Origin of the sequence: Nostocoides jenkinsii Ben 74 (genome assembly GCF_001046875.1) — a bacterium.
In the GTDB taxonomy this organism is placed as follows: domain Bacteria; phylum Actinomycetota; class Actinomycetes; order Actinomycetales; family Dermatophilaceae; genus Nostocoides_A; species Nostocoides_A jenkinsii.
This window is the reverse complement of the sequence record NZ_HF571038.1, coordinates 1396234-1413505: the sequence shown is the minus strand read 5'-3', so window position 1 is coordinate 1413505 and position 17272 is coordinate 1396234. Positions and strand designations below refer to the sequence as shown.

The 17272-nt window shown below is 67.7% G+C and carries 21 protein-coding genes; 20 read left to right on the top strand and 1 reads right to left on the bottom strand.

The window, feature by feature from the left end; translation table 11 throughout:
- From BN13_RS20185 to BN13_RS06425, 18 genes are all read left to right on the top strand, one after another.
- Positions 1 to 245: hypothetical protein (locus BN13_RS20185; protein WP_048545408.1), on the top strand; the 245-nt coding region annotated here is incomplete at its 5' end.
- Entirely contained in the window at positions 242 to 457 is a 216-nt protein-coding gene (rpmE, locus tag BN13_RS06505; protein ID WP_048545407.1) for a 50S ribosomal protein L31, read from the top strand. The genes BN13_RS20185 and rpmE, both read left to right, overlap by 4 nt.
- Before the next feature lie 128 nt (positions 458 to 585).
- Complete coding sequence (prfA, locus tag BN13_RS06500) at positions 586 to 1662, top strand: peptide chain release factor 1 (protein WP_048545405.1); 1077 nt, start codon at positions 586 to 588, stop codon at positions 1660 to 1662.
- The gene (gene prmC / locus BN13_RS06495) at positions 1659 to 2552 is read left to right on the top strand and encodes a peptide chain release factor N(5)-glutamine methyltransferase (RefSeq protein ID WP_048545403.1); all 894 of its coding nucleotides are present in this window, start codon (positions 1659 to 1661) and stop codon (positions 2550 to 2552) included. The genes prfA and prmC overlap by 4 nt, the downstream gene beginning before the upstream one ends.
- A 25-nt stretch (positions 2553 to 2577) precedes the next feature.
- A complete protein-coding gene (locus BN13_RS06490) occupies positions 2578 to 2997 on the top strand; it encodes a hypothetical protein (protein WP_048545402.1) in 420 nt (139 codons plus the stop codon).
- Positions 2998 to 3133: 136 nt separating this feature from the next.
- Positions 3134 to 3823: an L-threonylcarbamoyladenylate synthase gene (locus BN13_RS06485; RefSeq protein WP_048545401.1), complete on the top strand. Its 690-nt coding sequence runs from the start codon at positions 3134 to 3136 to the stop codon at positions 3821 to 3823.
- Between the two features lie 41 nt (positions 3824 to 3864).
- Entirely contained in the window at positions 3865 to 5133 is a 1269-nt protein-coding gene (locus BN13_RS06480) for a serine hydroxymethyltransferase (protein ID WP_048545398.1), read from the top strand.
- Between the two features lie 13 nt (positions 5134 to 5146).
- Positions 5147 to 6262 (top strand): MraY family glycosyltransferase, encoded by a 1116-nt coding sequence (locus BN13_RS06475; protein ID WP_048545396.1) that lies wholly within the window; start codon positions 5147 to 5149, stop codon positions 6260 to 6262.
- Positions 6263 to 6360: 98 nt separating this feature from the next.
- Positions 6361 to 6816, top strand: a complete 456-nt coding sequence (locus BN13_RS06470; RefSeq protein WP_048545394.1) for a hypothetical protein — start codon at positions 6361 to 6363, stop codon at positions 6814 to 6816.
- Between the two features lie 154 nt (positions 6817 to 6970).
- Positions 6971 to 7795, top strand: a complete 825-nt coding sequence (gene atpB, locus BN13_RS06465) for a F0F1 ATP synthase subunit A (RefSeq protein ID WP_235433958.1) — start codon at positions 6971 to 6973, stop codon at positions 7793 to 7795.
- A 99-nt stretch (positions 7796 to 7894) separates the two neighbouring features.
- Entirely contained in the window at positions 7895 to 8101 is a 207-nt protein-coding gene (gene atpE / locus BN13_RS06460; RefSeq protein WP_048545393.1) for an ATP synthase F0 subunit C, read from the top strand.
- A 46-nt stretch (positions 8102 to 8147) separates the two neighbouring features.
- The gene (locus BN13_RS06455) at positions 8148 to 8720 is read left to right on the top strand and encodes a F0F1 ATP synthase subunit B (RefSeq protein ID WP_048545391.1); all 573 of its coding nucleotides are present in this window, start codon (positions 8148 to 8150) and stop codon (positions 8718 to 8720) included.
- Complete coding sequence (locus BN13_RS06450) at positions 8720 to 9529, top strand: F0F1 ATP synthase subunit delta (RefSeq protein WP_048545389.1); 810 nt, start codon at positions 8720 to 8722, stop codon at positions 9527 to 9529. Before BN13_RS06455 ends, BN13_RS06450 begins: the two co-directional genes overlap by 1 nt.
- An 85-nt stretch (positions 9530 to 9614) precedes the next feature.
- A complete protein-coding gene (atpA, locus tag BN13_RS06445) occupies positions 9615 to 11249 on the top strand; it encodes a F0F1 ATP synthase subunit alpha (protein WP_048545387.1) in 1635 nt (544 codons plus the stop codon).
- Positions 11250 to 11297: 48 nt separating this feature from the next.
- On the top strand, positions 11298 to 12200 hold the full coding sequence (locus BN13_RS06440; RefSeq protein ID WP_048545383.1) for a F0F1 ATP synthase subunit gamma: 903 nt from the start codon (positions 11298 to 11300) through the stop codon (positions 12198 to 12200).
- A 17-nt stretch (positions 12201 to 12217) separates the two neighbouring features.
- Entirely contained in the window at positions 12218 to 13675 is a 1458-nt protein-coding gene (gene atpD, locus BN13_RS06435; protein ID WP_048545381.1) for a F0F1 ATP synthase subunit beta, read from the top strand.
- A gap of 327 nt (positions 13676 to 14002) precedes the next feature.
- A complete protein-coding gene (locus tag BN13_RS06430; protein ID WP_048545379.1) occupies positions 14003 to 14269 on the top strand; it encodes a F0F1 ATP synthase subunit epsilon in 267 nt (88 codons plus the stop codon).
- Between the two features lie 17 nt (positions 14270 to 14286).
- Entirely contained in the window at positions 14287 to 14715 is a 429-nt protein-coding gene (locus BN13_RS06425) for a DUF2550 family protein (RefSeq protein ID WP_048545372.1), read from the top strand.
- Positions 14716 to 14742: 27 nt separating this feature from the next.
- Here BN13_RS06425 and BN13_RS06420 read toward each other — a convergent pair whose 3' ends face one another.
- Positions 14743 to 15375: a cob(I)yrinic acid a,c-diamide adenosyltransferase gene (locus tag BN13_RS06420; protein WP_048545370.1), complete on the bottom strand. Its 633-nt coding sequence runs from the start codon at positions 15373 to 15375 to the stop codon at positions 14743 to 14745.
- A gap of 87 nt (positions 15376 to 15462) precedes the next feature.
- Here BN13_RS06420 and BN13_RS06415 point away from each other — a divergent pair, with 87 nt between their 5' ends.
- Both BN13_RS06415 and BN13_RS06410 read left to right on the top strand, forming a co-directional pair.
- Positions 15463 to 15798, top strand: a complete 336-nt coding sequence (locus BN13_RS06415; protein ID WP_048545368.1) for an STAS domain-containing protein — start codon at positions 15463 to 15465, stop codon at positions 15796 to 15798.
- Positions 15734 to 17272: methylmalonyl-CoA mutase family protein (locus BN13_RS06410; protein WP_084733605.1), on the top strand; the 1539-nt coding region annotated here is incomplete at its 3' end. The genes BN13_RS06415 and BN13_RS06410, both read left to right, overlap by 65 nt.

Genomic DNA, 17272 nt, shown 5'->3' with positions numbered 1-17272 from the left:
CCCGCCGCAGCCGCCGGGGCAGCAATTCCTTCGCCGCTGGCCGCCGCGGCTTCTTCGGCTCGCTCACGCCCTCAATGTATGCCGCGCGGGAATGCCCGCGCCGCCCCTCGCGTTTGGGTGGGTGTGCGCCGATCTGGCACACTTATCCGTCGGTCCGGTTCACGGCAGGCGTCGCCGACGCAGGGCTTGCATCACATCCGCGTGATGGGCTCGCCGACCCGGAGAATTACGAGGAGCAGCAGTGAAGAAGGACATCCACCCGACTTACGTCGAGACCACCGTGACCTGCACGTGTGGCACCACGTTCACGACCCGCAGCACAGCCAAGAACGGCTCGATCCACGCTGACGTGTGCAGCAACTGCCACCCGTTCTACACGGGCAAGCAGAAGATCCTCGACACCGGTGGTCGCGTGGCCCGCTTCGAGGCCCGCTACGGCAAGAAGGCCGCCAAGTAGCTTTCCCGACGCGCCGGTCGCCCCTGCTGGGGTCGACCGGCGCGTTCGTCTTTCCCGGGGCGCCCCCGCTCCGCCCGACCACCGCTCCACCCGACCACCGCCCCACCGACCACCGCTAGGAACCCACGATGCTCGACTCCGCCGCCGCTCTCCTCGCTGAGCATCAGGAACTCGAAGCCGCGATGGCCGATCCTGCCGTGGTCGGGGACCAGGCCCGCTATCGCGAGGTCGGGCGTCGGTATGCCGCGCTCGGGCCCGTCGTCGCGGCATACCGCAACTGGCGCGCGACCACGGACGACCTGGAGGCGGCCCGGGAACTCGCCCGTGAGGACGCGTCCTTCGCCGAGGAGATCCCCGCGTTGGAGGCGGGCGCGACCGCCGCGGAGGAGAAGTTGCGGCGGTTGCTGATCCCGCGCGACCCAGACGACGACCGCGACATCATCCTCGAAGTCAAGGCGGGGGAGGGCGGCGAGGAGTCCGCGCTTTTCGCCGGCGACCTCCTGCGGATGTACCTGCGCTATGCCGAGAAGCGCGGCTGGAAGAGCGAGATCATCGACGCGACCGAGTCGGATCTCGGCGGCTACAAGGACGTGCAGGTGGCCGTCAAGGCCAAGGGGACCCCCGGCCCGGGCGAGGCGCCGTGGGCGCGGCTGAAGTTCGAGGGCGGGGTGCACCGCGTCCAACGCGTTCCGGTCACCGAATCGCAGGGACGCATCCATACGTCCGCTGCCGGGGTGTGGGTGATGCCGGAGGCCGAGGAAGTCGAGGTCTCCATCGACCCGAACGACCTGCGGATCGACGTCTACCGCTCCTCGGGCCCGGGTGGGCAGTCGGTCAACACCACCGACTCGGCGGTCCGGATCACGCACTTGCCGACGGGCACAGTCGTCTCTTGCCAGAACGAGAAGTCGCAGCTCCAGAACAAGGATTCCGCGATGCGCGTCCTGCGCGCCCGACTGCACCAATTGGCGATGGATGAGGCCGCGGCCGCAGCCTCGGACGCACGCCGCTCGCAGGTCCGCACCGTCGACCGGTCGGAGCGCATCCGCACCTACAACTTCCCCGAGAACCGCATCAGCGATCACCGGACGGGCTACAAGGCCTACAACCTCGACATCGTCCTCGGCGGCGAACTCGACCCCGTGGTGGAGTCGGCCATGGAGGCCGACGAGGCCGCGCGCCTCGCGGCAGTCGGGGAGCGATGAGCGTCGAGGGGGCGACACTCCACGAGGTCGTCACCACAGCCAAGGCGACCCTCGAACTGGCCGGGGTGCCCTCGCCGGGCGTCGATGCCGTCGAACTCGCCGCCTTCATCCTCGACGTGGCGCCGGGGGAGGTGCAGCGGCGCATGGTCCTGCGCGCGCCCATCACCGAGGACGCCGCCATCACGTATGCCGCGCTCATCCACGAGCGCGCCCGGCGAGTCCCCCTGCAGCACCTCACTGGACGGGCCTACTTCCGGGGCCTCACCTTGGCGGTCGGCCCCGGCGTCTTCATCCCGCGCCCGGAGACCGAGGTGGTCGCCGGCTGGGCGATCGACGCAGCCCGGGACAGCGACTCGCCCCGGCCCATCGTCGTCGACCTGTGCACCGGATCCGGGGCGATCGCGCTCGCCATCGCCGACGAGGTTCCGCATGCCGAGGTCCACGCCATCGAACTGTCCGAGCACGCGCACGCCTGGGCCGCCCAGAATGTCGAGCGACTCGGCCTCCCGGTGAACCTCGTCCTCGGTGACGCCATCACCTCCTTCGGGGAATTGTGGGCGAGCGTCGATGTGGTGGTGAGCAATCCGCCATACATCCCGACCGGGCAGGTGCCGATCGATCCGGAAGTGGCAGAACACGATCCGCGGGTGGCGCTCTTCGGAGGCAGCGCCGACGGCCTGTCGATTCCGCGGCTGGTCGCTGCCCGGGCCGCGACGCTGCTGCGACCTGGCGGGGTGCTGGTCATGGAGCACGCGGACAGCCAGGGCGAGAGCTTGCCGCGGGCGCTGGCCCAAAGCGGGAACTGGGTCGACATCGAGGATCGGCTCGACCTGAACGGCCGCCCGCGCGCGACCGTAGCTCGCCGGGGCCACGATCAGCAGGGCGACTGAGCAGGTTGGCCCGGATACTGGGTCCGTGAGCGAGCAGGACTGGAGCGCCAAGGCCAAGGAAAATGCCGACTTCCACGCGGCGGCGCTGGCCCGGGCGCAAGAACGGCAGGCCAAAGTCGGTGGCGAGTTGCTGTCGGCCTTCGTCGGCAAAGCGCGCGCCGCCGGAATCCCCGCCCACGAGCTGACGGCCCGGCCCTATCGGGGCAACGGCCGCTATCGCACGGGCATCCAGGGCTGGTACCTCCTGCCCGACCGCTCCCTCGGTGTTGACGAGCAGGGCCGTTTCTTCATCCTGTCGTGCCCGCCGTCGCTGCTAGCGCGGGTCCGCGGCGTGACTCTCACCCCCAGCCCGGCCACTCTTCGCGTGGGGGAGCGCGATGGCGAGTCGATGGACCTGTCCGACGTCTTGGCCAAGCGACTCGGCGCCGGAGCGCAGCACCCCTGAGCCGACCCTTGCGGCCTCCGCCACCACCGCGGTCATCGGGGAGGCGCTCGAGGATCGCAGCCTGGTCGCGGGGCCCATCCGGATCGTGTCGATCGCGGGCTAAACCGCCGAGGTGCCGCTCGTAGACTGCACTCCCATGAGCCCCGTCGTCGACGCCACCGCCCCTCAGTCCCGCGAGGAGGCCGTAGCCCGCGCCGTGGGTGCCGTCCAATCCGGTCAGTTGATCGTGCTGCCGACCGACACTGTCTATGGCATCGGCTGCGATGCCTTCGACGCCGACGCGGTCTCCACCCTCCTGGCGGCCAAGGGCCGCGGGCGCGATGTGCCGCCGCCCGTGCTGATCGGGGAGATCCGCACGCTGGACGGCATCGCCATCGACGTCGAGCCGTATGTCCGTGATCTGGTCGAGAAGTTCTGGCCGGGGGCGTTGACGGTCATCGTCACGGCCCAACCGTCCCTGATCTGGGATCTCGGCGAGACGCATGGCACGGTCGCCGTCCGGATGCCTGACGACGAGGTGGCCCTGGCCATCCTGCGCGAGACCGGCCCGATGGCGGTGACGAGCGCCAACCTCCATGGGGCCCCGGCGGCCACATCCGTGCTTGACGCCGCCACGCAGCTGGGCTCCGCCGTCGAGATCTATGTCGATGGGGGCGCCCGCGCGGCCCAGATTCCCTCCACAATCCTCGATTGCACGGGCCCGGTCCCGACCGTGCTGCGCGCAGGCGCCATCAGCGAAGACGACATCGCCGCGGTCCTGCCGGCCTCGGCGCGCCCGGAGCCCGAGAATTCGGTCGACATGTCAGCCGACTCCCCGGCTGAGTAGAGTGCCAAACGACTTGTCCATCCCGCACAGAGAGCACCGAGATGACGTTCTATGGGTCTGACTACGCCGAGCTGGAATCCTTCGATCCGGACATCGCCGGGGTGCTTCTCTCCGAACTCGGCCGCATCCGCGGTGGCTTGCAACTGATCGCGAGCGAGAACCTCTCCAGCCCGCGCGTGCTCACCGCGCTCGGCTCGACCCTGTCTAACAAGTATGCCGAGGGCTACCCCGGCCGTCGCTACTACGGCGGCTGCGCCGAGGTCGACAAGGCCGAGAACCTCGCGATCGAGCGGTGCAAGGAACTCTTCGGCGCCGACCACGCCAACGTCCAGCCGCACAGCGGGGCAAGCGCCAACCAGGCGGTCTATGGCGCCTTCATGAAGCCCGGCGAGACCATCCTCGCGATGAGCCTGCCGCACGGCGGCCACCTGACCCACGGCACCAAGGTTTCGTTCTCCGGCAAGTGGTTCAACGCCGTCCACTATGGCGTCGACCAGGAAACCGAAGACATCAATTACGCCCAGATGGAGGAGCTCGCGCGCGAGCACCGGCCCAAGGTCATCTGCGCGGGCGGCTCGGCCATCCCCCGGCTGATCGACTTCGAGCGCATCCGGGCGCTCGCCGATGAGGTCGGCGCGATCTTCTGGGTCGATGCGGCCCACTTCATCGGTCTGGTCGCAGGCAAGGCCATCCCGAGCCCGGTGCCGTATGCCGATGTCGTCTCGTTCACCACCCACAAGGTGCTTCGGGGTCCGCGCTCCGGCGCGATCGTCTGCACGGCCGAGCACGCGGCCGCGATCGACAAGGCGGTTTTCCCGATGATGCAGGGCGGCCCGCAAATGCACACGATCGCCGCCAAGGCGGTCAACTTCAAGGAGTGCGCAACCCCGGAGTACGCCGCCTACGCCAAGCAGGTCGTCGAGAACGCCGCGGTGCTCGCGACCAGCCTCGCCGAGCATGGCATCCGCCCGACGACCGGCGGCACCGACACCCACCTGTCTCTGCACGACCTCCAGGGCGTCGGCGTCACCGGCAAGGACGCCGAGGCCCGCGCCGACGCGGCCGGCATCGTCTTGAACAAGAACGCCATCCCCTTCGACCCGGCCCCGCCGTCGGTCGCTTCCGGCATCCGGGTAGGCACCCCGTGCGTGACCACGCAGGGGATGGGCACCGAGGAAATGCGCACGATCGCGCGCCTCATCGCCACCGCGGTGACCAAGGGCGACGCCGATCCCGACAACGCCGTGACCAGGGAAGTCCGCGCCGAGGTGACCGACCTCGTGACGCGCTTCCCGGCATACCCGCGCTGAGCGCAGGAGTCGGGTGCGCGAATACCTCTTCGTCCTCCTCGTGGCGATGGCGGGGACCTACCTCGCCGTGCCCGCGGCATACCGGCTCGCCCTGCGTCTGAACGCCTTCACCCAGGTCCGGGATCGGGACGTCCACACCGTCCCGATCCCGCGTCTGGGGGGACTCGCCATCCTCACCGGGTATGCCGCGGCCACCCTCGTCGCCACCAAGCTCCCCTTCCTGAGCAAGGTCTTCGTGACCCCGGAACTGTGGGGCGTCCTCCTCGGGGGAGTGCTGGTCTGCGCGGTCGGCGCCATCGATGACACCGTCGAACTCGATGCCCTAACCAAGCTGGCCGGGCAGATTGTCGCCGCGGGGGTGATGGCCTTCAGCGGCGTGCAGCTGTTCTCCGTTCCCTTCCTCGGGGTTACCACGATTCTGCCGGCTCCCGTTCTCGTGCTCCTGACGATCTTCACCGTGGTGGTCTCGACGAATGCGGTGAACTTCATCGACGGACTCGACGGGCTGGCCTCGGGCGTGGTCGCGATCGCTGCCGCGACCTTCTTGATCTATAGCTACTGGATCTCCGGGCAGTTCGACCCGGCCAACGTATTCACGTCCTCCACCTTCATCTCGGCGGCCCTGCTCGGTTGCTGCCTCGGCTTCCTGCCGCACAACTTCTATCCGGCGCGGTTGTTCATGGGGGACAGCGGCGCGCTGCTGCTCGGGCTCCTGCTGGCCGCCGCGATGATCTCGACCATGGGCATCAGCCCGGCCCAGGTCTCCACAAACCCGGTCGGGGCGAGCCTGCTGCCGCTGCTGGTGCCGACGGCGATCATCCTGTTGCCGCTGCTGGACGTAGCGCTGGCGATCGTGCGCCGCACCCGCGAGGGCCGCCACCCGTGGACGCCGGACGCCCAGCACTTGCACCACCGTATGCTGCGGATCGGCCACGGCCACCGACGCGCCGTCTTGCTGCTATGGCTGTGGGCCGCGGTGGCCGCGCTCGGCTCGATCAGTTTCGTGTTCTTCGACGCTGTCGTCGCGGCGTCCGGATTGGTGGCCGCGATCGTGGTCGCGCTGCTGCTCACCCGCTTCCTTCCCCGGGTCAGTGTCCCGGGCCATCGCCCGGCCGGGTTTTCCGGCTGAGGGGCGCTTGTGATAACTTTCACAAGCAACTTCACGTGTGTTCTTGACACGTGGTCAGACCCCGTTCAGACGATTCCCGCGAAGGACGACGCCCACCGATGAGCGCCACCGCGACCGCCCCGTCGGTTGCCGGTGCCCCCTTTGCCGTGATGCTGAAGGGCGCCCTGGTCCCGTCCGCGATCGCGGGACTCATCACTGTCGTTGTGTATGCCGTGATCGGCGGCGGCGCCGCGGCCCTCTCCGCTCTGCTCGGAGTCGTCGTCGCGATCGGGTTCTTTGCCAGCGGCATGGTCCTGCTGAGTCGGATGGTGCGCAGCGCCAATCCGTTCGCCTTCCTTGCCGTGGGTATGGCCGTGTACCTCGGCCAGGTGCTGGCCCTGCTGATCTTCATGCTGATCTTCCGAGAGCGCGACTGGGTCGACGGTCCGGCGCTCGGCATCAGTGCCCTCGTGGTCACGCTCGTGTGGCAGGTTTTCGCCATGCGCGCGTTCCGCGCGGCACGCTTCCCGGTCTACGACGAGCCGACCGCGCCGGTGGCAGGGGAGACGCGATGATTTCCGTCCCCGCCGTGCGTGGCCGTGTTCGTCACCAGACCGGTTGTCCGCTAACGTACGTGGCAGTTCCCCCCGCAATTCCTCGGTTCACCTTCGGCCTCAACGGCCCGCTTGTTGTGACCGAATCCGTTGTGGGCAGATTCGAGGAGAGGCTGTGAGCCTGAACGTGTTGTCCGTTCAACTCATGACGAGCTTGGCCGCCGAGGGTGACACCTTCGAGACGCCCGGCGTGCGGAGCTTCTGGTGGCCGCTGGTTGGTGGCGACCACGACAACTTCGCGTTTACTCGCCCGTCGCTGGTGATGATCCTCAGCGTCGTCTTCCTCGGCTGGTTCTTCGTCTCCACGACCCGCCGTCTGGCCCTCGTGCCGAGCAAGCGCCAGTGGCTGACGGAGCAGACCTACGACTTCGTGCGCAACACGATCGCGCGCGACGTCATCGGGACCAAGGACTTCCGCCGGTTCCTGCCGCTGCTGTTCACGCTGTTCACGCTGATCCTGGTCAACAACATTGCCGGCATCATCCCGTTTGTTCAGTACCCCACGACGAGCCGCATCGCCTTCCCGATCGTGCTGACCCTCGTGGTCTACGTCGTCTACCACGTGGTGGGCATCCGGTCCAAGGGCGGCATTGGCAAGTACCTCGGCGGCATGGTCCCCGCCGGGCTGCCTGGCTGGCTCAAGCCGATCATGTTCGTCCTGGAGTTGCTGACCTACTTCTTCGTGCGCCCGCTCACGCTCGCACTGCGACTCTTCGGCAACATGATGGCCGGCCACCTGATGCTGTTGGTGTTCATCCTCGGCGGTGAATACCTCCTGTTGCACGGCGACAACTTCGCGCTCAAGGGCGCCGGCGTCCTGTCCTTCGCCTTCTCGATTCTGATGACGGCCTTCGAGTTGCTGATCGAGTTCCTGCAGGCCTTCATCTTCACCATGCTCACGGCGCTCTACCTCGCCGACTCGCTCTCCGAGCACCACTGACCGTCCGGGCGTTCTCGCCCGGTGCTAGACCCACAACTCCATAACCCCTACACCGACACGGACCGCTTCGGGCTCCGTGCCATCTGAAAGGAAGCACCCATGACGGGCTCCATCGCCTACCTCGGCTACGGTCTCGCCGCCATCGGCCCCGGCATCGGCATCGGTCTGATCTTTGCCGCCTACATCAATGGTGTTGCCCGCCAGCCTGAGGCCCGCGGCATGCTCCAGACCATCGCCTTCACCGGTATGGCGCTCACCGAGGCGCTCGCGATCCTCGGTCTGGTCTTCGCGTTCGTCTTCAAGTAAATCGACCGCCCAGGCAGACCGTCCCAGCAAGTAGATAGGAAGCGACGTGCATTTCGCATCCCTTGCGGCCTCTGGTGAGTCCACCGGCTATCCCGAGCAACTGCCGCTCCTGCCGCACCCGGCGGAGATGATCGTCGGCGTCATCGCGTTTGCCGTCCTGTACTGGCTGTTCGCCTCCAAGGTCGTGCCCAACATGGAGAAGCTGTATGCCGAGCGTGCAGCCGCCATCGAAGGGGGCATGGCGCAGGCCGAGGAGGCCCAAGCCCAGGCCCAGGCCGCGCTCGACCAGTACAACGCCCAGCTCAAGGACGCCCGCGGCGAGGCCGCCCGCATCCGCGAGGAAGCCCGCACCCAGGGCGCGGCGATCGTCGAGGAACTGCGCGGTCAGGCTCAGGCCGAGGCCGGTCGGATCACCGATTCGGCGCACCGTCAGATCGAGGCGGAGCGTTCCAGCGCCGCGGCGAGCCTGCGCGGTGAGGTCGGCCGGCTGTCCACCGATCTTGCGAGCAAGATCGTCGGTGAGTCGCTGCACGACGAGGTCCGCCAGAAGGGCATCGTCGACCGCTTCCTCGCCGAGCTCGAGTCGGGCGCCATCAGCGCGGAGAAGGTCGAGCGCTGATGCGTGGCACGTCCCGTGGTGCGGCTGCGGCCGGCGAGAAGGCGCTCGGTGAGGTGTTCGGGTCCCTGGACTCCGGCCAACTCGCCGAGGAACTCTTCGCCTCCTGCGGCAGCATCGACGGCAACGCCACCCTGCGTCGCGCGCTGACCGACCCGTCCCGCGAGGGCAGCGCCAAGGCCGACCTGGTCCGGCGCCTGTTCAGCGGCAAGGTCACCGACCAGACGGTGCATGTGGTGGCCACCTTGGCGGGCCAGCGTTGGGCCGACGAGCGCGACTTCTCGGACACGATCGAGAATCTCGCCGTCCAGGCTGTGGTTGACCGAGCCGACCGGCGCGGCAAGCTCCAGGACCTGGAGGACGAGCTCTTCCGGTTCGAGCGCATCGTCGCTGGCGACCCCGAGCTGCGTGACGTCCTGACCAACCGGCAGGGCAATGGGGCCGGGAAGGCCGAGATCGTCCGGCGCCTGCTCGACGGCAAGACGACGCCGGAGACGGTTCGCCTCGCCCAGCAGGCCGTGCAGGCACCTCGTGGCCGTCGACTCGACGCCGTGCTGGAGGCCTATCTCGCCCTGGCCGCCAAGCGCCACAACCAGTTGACGGCCGTCGTCACGTCGGCCACCGCGCTCAGCGAGCAAGAGACTGCGCGGTTGGCTGAGGCCCTCGGCCGCAGCTACGGCCGCCAAATCCAGATCCAGCCAATCGTCGACCCGTCTGTCGTCGGTGGGCTCAAGGTCAAGATCGGCGACGAGGTCATCGACGGAACCATCGCTCGCAAGCTGCAAGCCGTTCGCCGTCACTTTGGCGGCTGACCGGACCCCCGGTCGCAACCACGCATCATACGAACCGCACGAACACTCGCCGCCACAGTGCGGGACTCGAAGGAGAGAAGAAGAGATGACGGAGCTTTCGATCCGTCCCGAGGAGATCCGGGACGCGCTGGACGCCTATGTCCAGTCCTACCAGCCCGGCGAGGCCTCTCGGGAAGAGGTCGGCCGGGTCATCGACGCCGGTGACGGCATCGCCCACGTCGAGGGTCTCCCCTCGGCGATGACCAACGAGCTGCTCCAGTTCGAGGACGGCACCCTGGGCATCGCGCTCAACCTGGACGTCCACGAGATCGGTGTCGTCATCTTGGGTGACTTCTCCAAGATCGAGGAGGGCCAGAGCGTCAAGCGCACCGGCGAGGTCCTGTCGGTTCCCGTCGGCGACGCCTTCCTCGGCCGCGTCGTCAACCCGCTCGGCCAGCCGATCGACGGCCTCGGCGAGATCGCCGACGAGGGCCGCCGCGCCCTGGAACTCCAGGCGCCCAACGTCGTCTCCCGCAAGTCGGTGCACGAGCCCCTGCAGACGGGCTTGAAGGCCGTCGACGCCATGACCCCGATCGGCCGTGGCCAGCGCCAGCTCATCATCGGCGACCGCCAGACCGGCAAGACCACGGTGGCGATTGACACGATCATCAACCAGAAGGAATTCTGGGAGACCGGCGACCCGGAGAAGCAGGTTCGCTGCATCTACGTCGGCATCGGCCAGAAGGGCTCCACGATTGCGGCCGTCAAGGGCACGCTCGAGGACGCCGGCGCGATGGAATACACCACCATCGTCGCGGCCCCCGCCTCCGACTCGGCAGGCTTTAAGTACCTCGCCCCCTACACCGGCTCGGCCATAGGCCAGCACTGGATGTACCAGGGCAAGCACGTCCTGATCGTGTTCGACGACCTGTCCAAGCAGGCCGAGGCCTACCGCGCCGTGTCGCTGCTGCTGCGCCGCCCGCCGGGCCGCGAGGCTTACCCGGGCGATGTGTTCTACCTGCACTCGCGGTTGCTGGAGCGCTGCGCGAAGCTGTCAGACGCCCTGGGCGCGGGCTCGATGACCGGTCTGCCGATCATCGAAACCAAGGCTGGCGACGTCTCGGCCTACATCCCGACCAACGTCATCTCGATCACGGACGGCCAGATCTATCTCCAGGCCGACCTGTTCAACTCCAACGTCCGCCCGGCGATCGACGTGGGTGTGTCCGTCTCCCGTGTCGGTGGTGCCGCGCAGATCAAGGCCATGAAGCAGGTGTCCGGTCGCCTCAAGCTCGACCTGGCCCAGTTCCGTGCGCTCGAGGCCTTCGCGATGTTCGCCTCGGACCTCGACCCCGCCTCGCGTGCGCAGTTGGCGCGTGGTGGTCGCCTCGTGGAGTTGCTGAAGCAGAAGCAGTCCAACCCCTACCCGGTCGAGGAGCAGGTCGTCGCCATCTGGATGGGGACGACGGGCAAGCTCGACTCCGTTGAGGTCGAGGACGTGCAGCGCTTCGAGGTCGAGTTCCTCGACTACCTGCGCCGCGAGCACAAGGGCATCCTCGACACCATTCGTGAGACGACGAAGTTCGAGGACGACACCGAGAAGTCGCTCGAGAGCGCGGTCACGGAGTTCAAGAAGCAATTCGGCAACTCCGGTTCGCACAACGTCCCGGTCGGCCACGAGCCCGACCCGGGCGCGCTGGACCACGAGATCGACCAGGCTCAGATCGTTCGCCAGCGCTGACGCGCCGGCGACCGAGCGACATACGAATCCACAGGAAGGCGGGAACGCATGGGAGCGCAGATCCGGGTTTACCGGCAGCGCATCCGGTCGGTCACGGCGACCAAGAAGATCACCCGGGCCATGGAGTTGATGGCCGCCTCCCGCGTCGTCAAGGCGCGGCAGGCGGTGCTGGAGTCAGCGCCATACACCCACGCGATCACTCGGGCATTGTCCGAGTTGGCGGTGCACAGCAACTATGAGCACCCGCTGACGACGGAGCCGGAGAACCCGCGCCGCGCTGGCGTCTTGATCCTGACCAGCGACCGCGGGCTTGCCGGGGCCTACGCCTCCGGCGCGCTCAAGGAGAGCGAGCGCTTGGTGCACGACCTCCGCGCCGAAGGCAAGGAGAGCGTTCCCTACCTCGTGGGCCGCAAGGCGGTGTCGTTCTACAAGTTCCGCGGGCGTGACTTCGCCGCGGAGTGGACGGGTGGGACCGAGCGTCCGGTCATCGAGACCGCGCAGGACATCGCGGCCCGGCTGGTTGCGGACTTTCTGCGGCCGACCGATGAGGGTGGCTTGGACGAGGTGCACGTGGTTTACACGCGCTTCAACTCCATGGTTGTCCAGGAGCCGCGGGTGCTGCGACTGCTGCCCATCGAGGTCGTGGATGCGGTCGCCGAGGAAGGCGCCCCGTCGGCGATCCAGCCGTTGTATGAGTTCGAGCCCAACGCCGATGAGGTGATGTCGGCGATCCTGCCGCGCTATGTCACCAGCCGGATCTGGACGTGTCTGCTCGGCGCTGCGGCGTCGGAGTTGGCGGCGCGCCAGCGGGCGATGAAGTCCGCTACGGACAACGCCGAGAACCTCATCAAGAACTACACCCGGTTGGCGAACCAGGCTCGCCAGGCGGAGATCACCCAAGAGATCAGCGAGATCGTCGGCGGCGCCAGCGCCCTTGCCGAGGCCAAGTAGAAGGTAGATAGAGACAGATGACTGCCACCTTGCAGGAGAACTCCGCGAACGCCACCGCCGGTGGTGTCGGGCGCATCTCGCGCATCATCGGCCCCGTCGTCGACGTCGAGTTCCCCGTCGACGCGATGCCGGACCAGTACAACCTGCTCACCACCGAGGTGACCCTCGACGGTGAAAAGAAGCCGCTCAACCTTGAGGTTGCCCAGCACATCGGCGACAACATGGTTCGCGCCATCTCCCTGCAGCCGACCGACGGCCTCGTCCGCGGCTCGCAGGTGCAAGACAGCGGCGGCCCGATCAGTGTTCCGGTGGGCGATGTGACCCTCGGACACGTTTTCAACACCACGGGCGTGTGCCTCAACCTCGAAGAGGGCGAGACCCTTGAGGTCAACGAGCGCTGGGGCATCCACCGCTCGGCGCCGTCCTTCGACCAGCTCGAGTCCAAGACGGTCATGTTCGAGACCGGCATCAAGGTCATCGACCTGCTGACCCCGTATGTCCAGGGTGGCAAGATCGGTCTGTTCGGTGGTGCTGGTGTCGGCAAGACCGTTCTGATCCAGGAGATGATCGCCCGCGTCGCGCGCGACCACGGTGGTGTGTCGGTGTTCGCCGGTGTCGGTGAGCGCACCCGCGAGGGCAACGACCTCATGGTCGAAATGGAAGAGGCCGGCGTTCTCGGTCAGACCGCCCTGGTCTTCGGCCAGATGGACGAGCCGCCGGGCACGCGTCTGCGCGTCGCCCTGTCGGCGCTGACGATGGCGGAGTACTTCCGCGACGTCCAGAAGCAGGACGTGCTGTTGTTCATCGACAACATCTTCCGCTTCACCCAGGCTGGTTCCGAGGTCTCCACCCTGCTCGGTCGTATGCCGTCTGCCGTGGGTTACCAGCCCACCCTCGCCGACGAGATGGGTGTGCTCCAGGAGCGCATCACCTCCACGCGTGGTCACTCGATCACCTCGATGCAGGCGATCTATGTGCCGGCTGACGACTACACCGACCCGGCCCCGGCGACGACGTTCGCCCACCTCGACGCCACGACCGAGCTCTCCCGTGAGATCGCGTCCCTCGGCATCTACCCGGCCGTGGACCCGCTGACCTCGACGTCGCGAATCCTCGACCGCCGCTACATCACCGAGGCGCACTACAGCACGGCGGTTCGCGTGAAGCAGATCCTGCAGCGCAACAAGGAACTCCAGGACATCATCGCCATCCTCGGCATCGACGAGCTCTCCGAAGAGGACAAGATCCTCGTCAACCGCGCTCGCCGCATCCAGCGGTTCCTGTCGCAGAACACCTACGTCGCCAAGCAGTTCACCGGCATCGAAGGCTCGACGGTTTCGCTGGCCGACACGATCGAGGCCTTCACCAAGATCGCCGACGGCGAGTACGACCACGTCGGTGAGCAGGCCTTCTTCATGTGTGGTGGCCTCGACGACGTCGAGCGCCAGTGGGCGGAGATCCAGAAGAACCTCTGATTTCTCTGGCCTTCTCTCCTCATCGACTCGCACAGGGTCCCTCCGCTTCGCTGGAGAGACCCTGTGTTTGTCGTCGTCGAGAAGTCTGGCCGTCGGGGGCGTCCTTCGTTCTCCTCGTCGCCGAGCCAGTGCCGGTTTCCCGCCCAATCCCACAACCCGGCGCTTTGGGCGGCTTTCTGGCAGCCAGAACCCCTCCCAAACCGCCGGAAACCCTCCCGAAGCTCGTTGGTCCGGCTGCTGGACGGGCGTCCAGGATGGTCGGTTCCGCCAGCGGACCTCCGGTAGACTGACCGAAATTCAGCTGATCGAGTCGTGAGGTGGATTGCTGTGGCGCTGCAGGTGGAATTGGTGGCTGCGGACCGGCAGGTCTGGGCCGGTGAGGCGTCCAGCGTGTCCGCGCGCTCCGTGGACGGCGATCTCGGGATTCTCCCGGGGCACACGCCCAAACTGGTGGTGTTGACCGAGGGCGAGATCCGCATACATCGCACTGAGGGTGGCGTGGCGAGCGCGACGGTCGAGGGCGGCTTCATGTCGGTCGAGGGTGATCGAGTCACGATCGTCACGGACGCGGTCGAGCAGCCGTCCGGGGTCTGACCTAAGGCCCGAGCGCGATGGAATGGCTCACGATCTCGGAGTTGGGGGTCGGTGCTGTCCTCCTGCTGGTCTTCGGCCTCATTGGCTTCTTGTGGCTGCGTCGGCAGCTCATCGGCAACCAAGGGCCGACGATGCTGTGCGCCATACGAACCCCAACTGCCAAGATCTGGCGGTTGGGGTTGCTGCGTTTTGGGCCCAGTGCACTGGAGTGGTTCTCCTTTGGCGGGCCCTCGCTACGTCCCGCCAAGTCCTGGCAGCGGCGCGGGGTGGAAATCGGCATACCTCAGCCGACGGACGAACTCATCCCCGGCCTGACGGATCCGGTGCGGGTTGACCTGCGCTCGGCGGGCGAACGATTCGAGTTGGCAATGGCTCGCGGGTCGCACACGGCGGTCCGCTCGTGGGTGGAGAGCTCCCCACCCGGCTCGCACATCGACATCACCTGACTCGCGACAGCCGTCGGCTCAGGACCGTCACTCCGAACTACGCCGCCGCGGATCGGCGACCCGGCCGCCGCCCGGCTGCCACAGGACATCGCCGCCGTGGTCGAGATTGGCGACGCGCGCGAGGATGAAGAGCAGATCCGACAGCCGGTTGAGATAGGTCGTCGTAAGGGGGTTGACGCCCCCCGGGACGCCCTCGTCGGCGGGGTGATCGCCATACGCCTCCCGCGCCGCCCAGGCCGAGCGCTCCGCGCGCCGGACCACGGTCGTGGCCACATGGAGGTATGCCGCGCCGGCCGACCCCCCAGGGAGGATGAACGAGCGCAGCTTCGTCAGTTCCTCGTTGTAGCGGTCGCAGTCCGCCTCAAGTTCCTCGACCCACGTCGCCTCGACCCGAAGGGGCGGGTAGGCGTAGGTGTGCCGCAGCGGCGTGGATAGGTCGGCCCCAACGTCGAATAAGTCGTTCTGGACCCGCAGCAGCGTGGCCGCGACATCGTCACGCAGGTCGCCACACGCGATCGCGACCCCGATCGCAGCATTGGCCTCGTTGACGTCCGCATAGGCCGCGAGCCTCGGATCGGTCTTGGCGGTTCGGGTGAAGTCGCCCAGACCGGTGCTCCCGTCGTCACCGGTGCGGGTATAGATGCGCGTCAGGTTGACCATGACCGAATTGTTGCGCGTTTCGACACAACCAATTGGCCCGCTGCGGCGTATACATGGTGACAGCACGTTCGAGCAGGGGGATTCGCAGTGACCGTGACGACTTTGGCGCACCCGATACCGGCCGTCGAGACCTACCACAGCGCCGACGGCGTCCTGGTGAAGGTCACCGGCCGGATCGACGTGCACAGCGTGGCCGACCTGCGTCGGCGGTTGCATCCGATCATCGATGACACCCCGGGGCCGCTGCTGCTCGACCTCGGGGACGCCGTGATCGCCGATGGCACCGCGCTCGGGCTGTTGCTCGAGTGCCACCGGCGGGGGCTGCGGCGCGGGCAGGAGATGCGCCTCGTCGCGCTGGATGAGCGCGGGCGGCGACTGCTGCGGCGGCTCGCGCTGCGGCGGCATACGGCGGCCGTGTGGTGACCCTCACCGCCTGAACACCTGTCCCGGCGCGAGTCCCGCCGGTAGGTTCGCGAGCATGTCGAGCCCCGAACGTGACCGCCCCTGGGTGATGCGGACATATGCCGGGCACTCCAGTGCCGCGGCGTCCAATGCTCTGTATCGACGCAACCTGGACAAGGGTCAGACCGGACTGTCCGTCGCCTTCGATCTGCCGACCCAGACCGGCTACGACCCGGACCACCCGCTCGCGCGCGGCGAGGTGGGCAAGGTCGGGGTGCCGATCAGCCATATCGGCGACATGCGCGCGCTCTTCGACGGTATCCCGCTGACCGCGATGAACACCTCGATGACCATCAATGCGACGGCGATGTGGCTGCTCGCGCTCTATCAGGTCGTCGCCGAGGAGCAGGCGCTCGCCGCGGGCGAGGACCCGGCCGCCGCCGTGCGTGCGCTCGCCGGGACGACGCAGAACGACATCATCAAGGAGTACCTCTCCCGCGGCACCTATGTCTTTCCGCCCGGCCCGTCGATGCGGCTGCTGACCGATGTGGTGACCTACACCGTGCGCGAGATCCCGAAGTGGAATCCGACCAATATCTGCAGCTATCACCTACAGGAGGCGGGCGCGACGCCGGTGCAGGAGATCGCGTTTGCCATGTCGACAGCCATCGCCGTGCTCGATCAGGTGCGCGACTCCGGCGTCGTGCCGCCCGAGGAGTTCGGGGAGGTGGTCGCGCGGATCTCCTTCTTCGTCAACGCCGGCGTCCGGTTCGTGGAGGAAATGTGCAAGATGCGCGCCTTCGTTGCGCTCTGGGAGGAGCTGACCAGCGAGCGATATGCCGTGGCCGACCCCAAGCAGCGCCGCTTCCGCTATGGCGTGCAAGTCAATTCGCTCGGGCTGACCGAGGCGCAGCCGGAGAACAACGTCCAGCGCATCGTCCTGGAAATGCTGGCCGTGACCCTGTCGAAGGATGCCCGGGCGCGCGCGGTGCAGTTGCCGGCGTGGAATGAGGCGCTCGGCCTGCCGCGCCCGTGGGACCAGCAATGGTCGCTGCGCATCCAGCAGGTGCTCGCCTATGAGTCAGACCTGCTGGAGTATGACGATCTCTTCGCCGGATCGCCGGTGGTCGAGTCCAAGGTGGCGGAGTTGGTCGCCGGAGCGAAGGCGGAGATGGCCCGGATCGCCGACCTCGGCGGGGCCGTCGCGGCGGTCGAGTCCGGCTATATGAAGTCCGCCCTGGTCGCCTCACACGCGCGGCGGCGCGGCCGGATCGAGGCGGGCGAGGACATCATCGTCGGCGTCAACAAGTTCGAGACGACCGAGCCGAATCCGCTGACCGCGGACCTCGGAACGGCGATCCAGACCGTGGACGCCGGGGTCGAGGCGGCGGCCGCCGAGGCGGTGCGGGCCTGGCGGGCCGCCCGCGACGCCGACCCGGCCAGACGGGATCGGGCGCTGGCCGCGCTGGCTGCCCTGAAGGAGGCAGCGGCGGGG

Coding starts and splice junctions, on each gene's coding strand:
- BN13_RS06470 (WP_048545394.1), top strand. CDS start 6,361: ATGAGCGCCACCGCGACCGCCCCGTCGGTTGCCGGTGCCCCCTTTGCC.
- BN13_RS06480 (WP_048545398.1), top strand. CDS start 3,865: ATGACGTTCTATGGGTCTGACTACGCCGAGCTGGAATCCTTCGATCCG.
- atpE (WP_048545393.1), top strand. CDS start 7,895: ATGACGGGCTCCATCGCCTACCTCGGCTACGGTCTCGCCGCCATCGGC.
- BN13_RS06425 (WP_048545372.1), top strand. CDS start 14,287: ATGGAATGGCTCACGATCTCGGAGTTGGGGGTCGGTGCTGTCCTCCTG.
- BN13_RS06485 (WP_048545401.1), top strand. CDS start 3,134: ATGAGCCCCGTCGTCGACGCCACCGCCCCTCAGTCCCGCGAGGAGGCC.
- BN13_RS06450 (WP_048545389.1), top strand. CDS start 8,720: ATGCGTGGCACGTCCCGTGGTGCGGCTGCGGCCGGCGAGAAGGCGCTC.
- BN13_RS06420 (WP_048545370.1), bottom strand. CDS start 15,375: ATGGTCAACCTGACGCGCATCTATACCCGCACCGGTGACGACGGGAGC.
- prfA (WP_048545405.1), top strand. CDS start 586: ATGCTCGACTCCGCCGCCGCTCTCCTCGCTGAGCATCAGGAACTCGAA.
- prmC (WP_048545403.1), top strand. CDS start 1,659: ATGAGCGTCGAGGGGGCGACACTCCACGAGGTCGTCACCACAGCCAAG.
- BN13_RS06440 (WP_048545383.1), top strand. CDS start 11,298: ATGGGAGCGCAGATCCGGGTTTACCGGCAGCGCATCCGGTCGGTCACG.
- atpD (WP_048545381.1), top strand. CDS start 12,218: ATGACTGCCACCTTGCAGGAGAACTCCGCGAACGCCACCGCCGGTGGT.
- atpA (WP_048545387.1), top strand. CDS start 9,615: ATGACGGAGCTTTCGATCCGTCCCGAGGAGATCCGGGACGCGCTGGAC.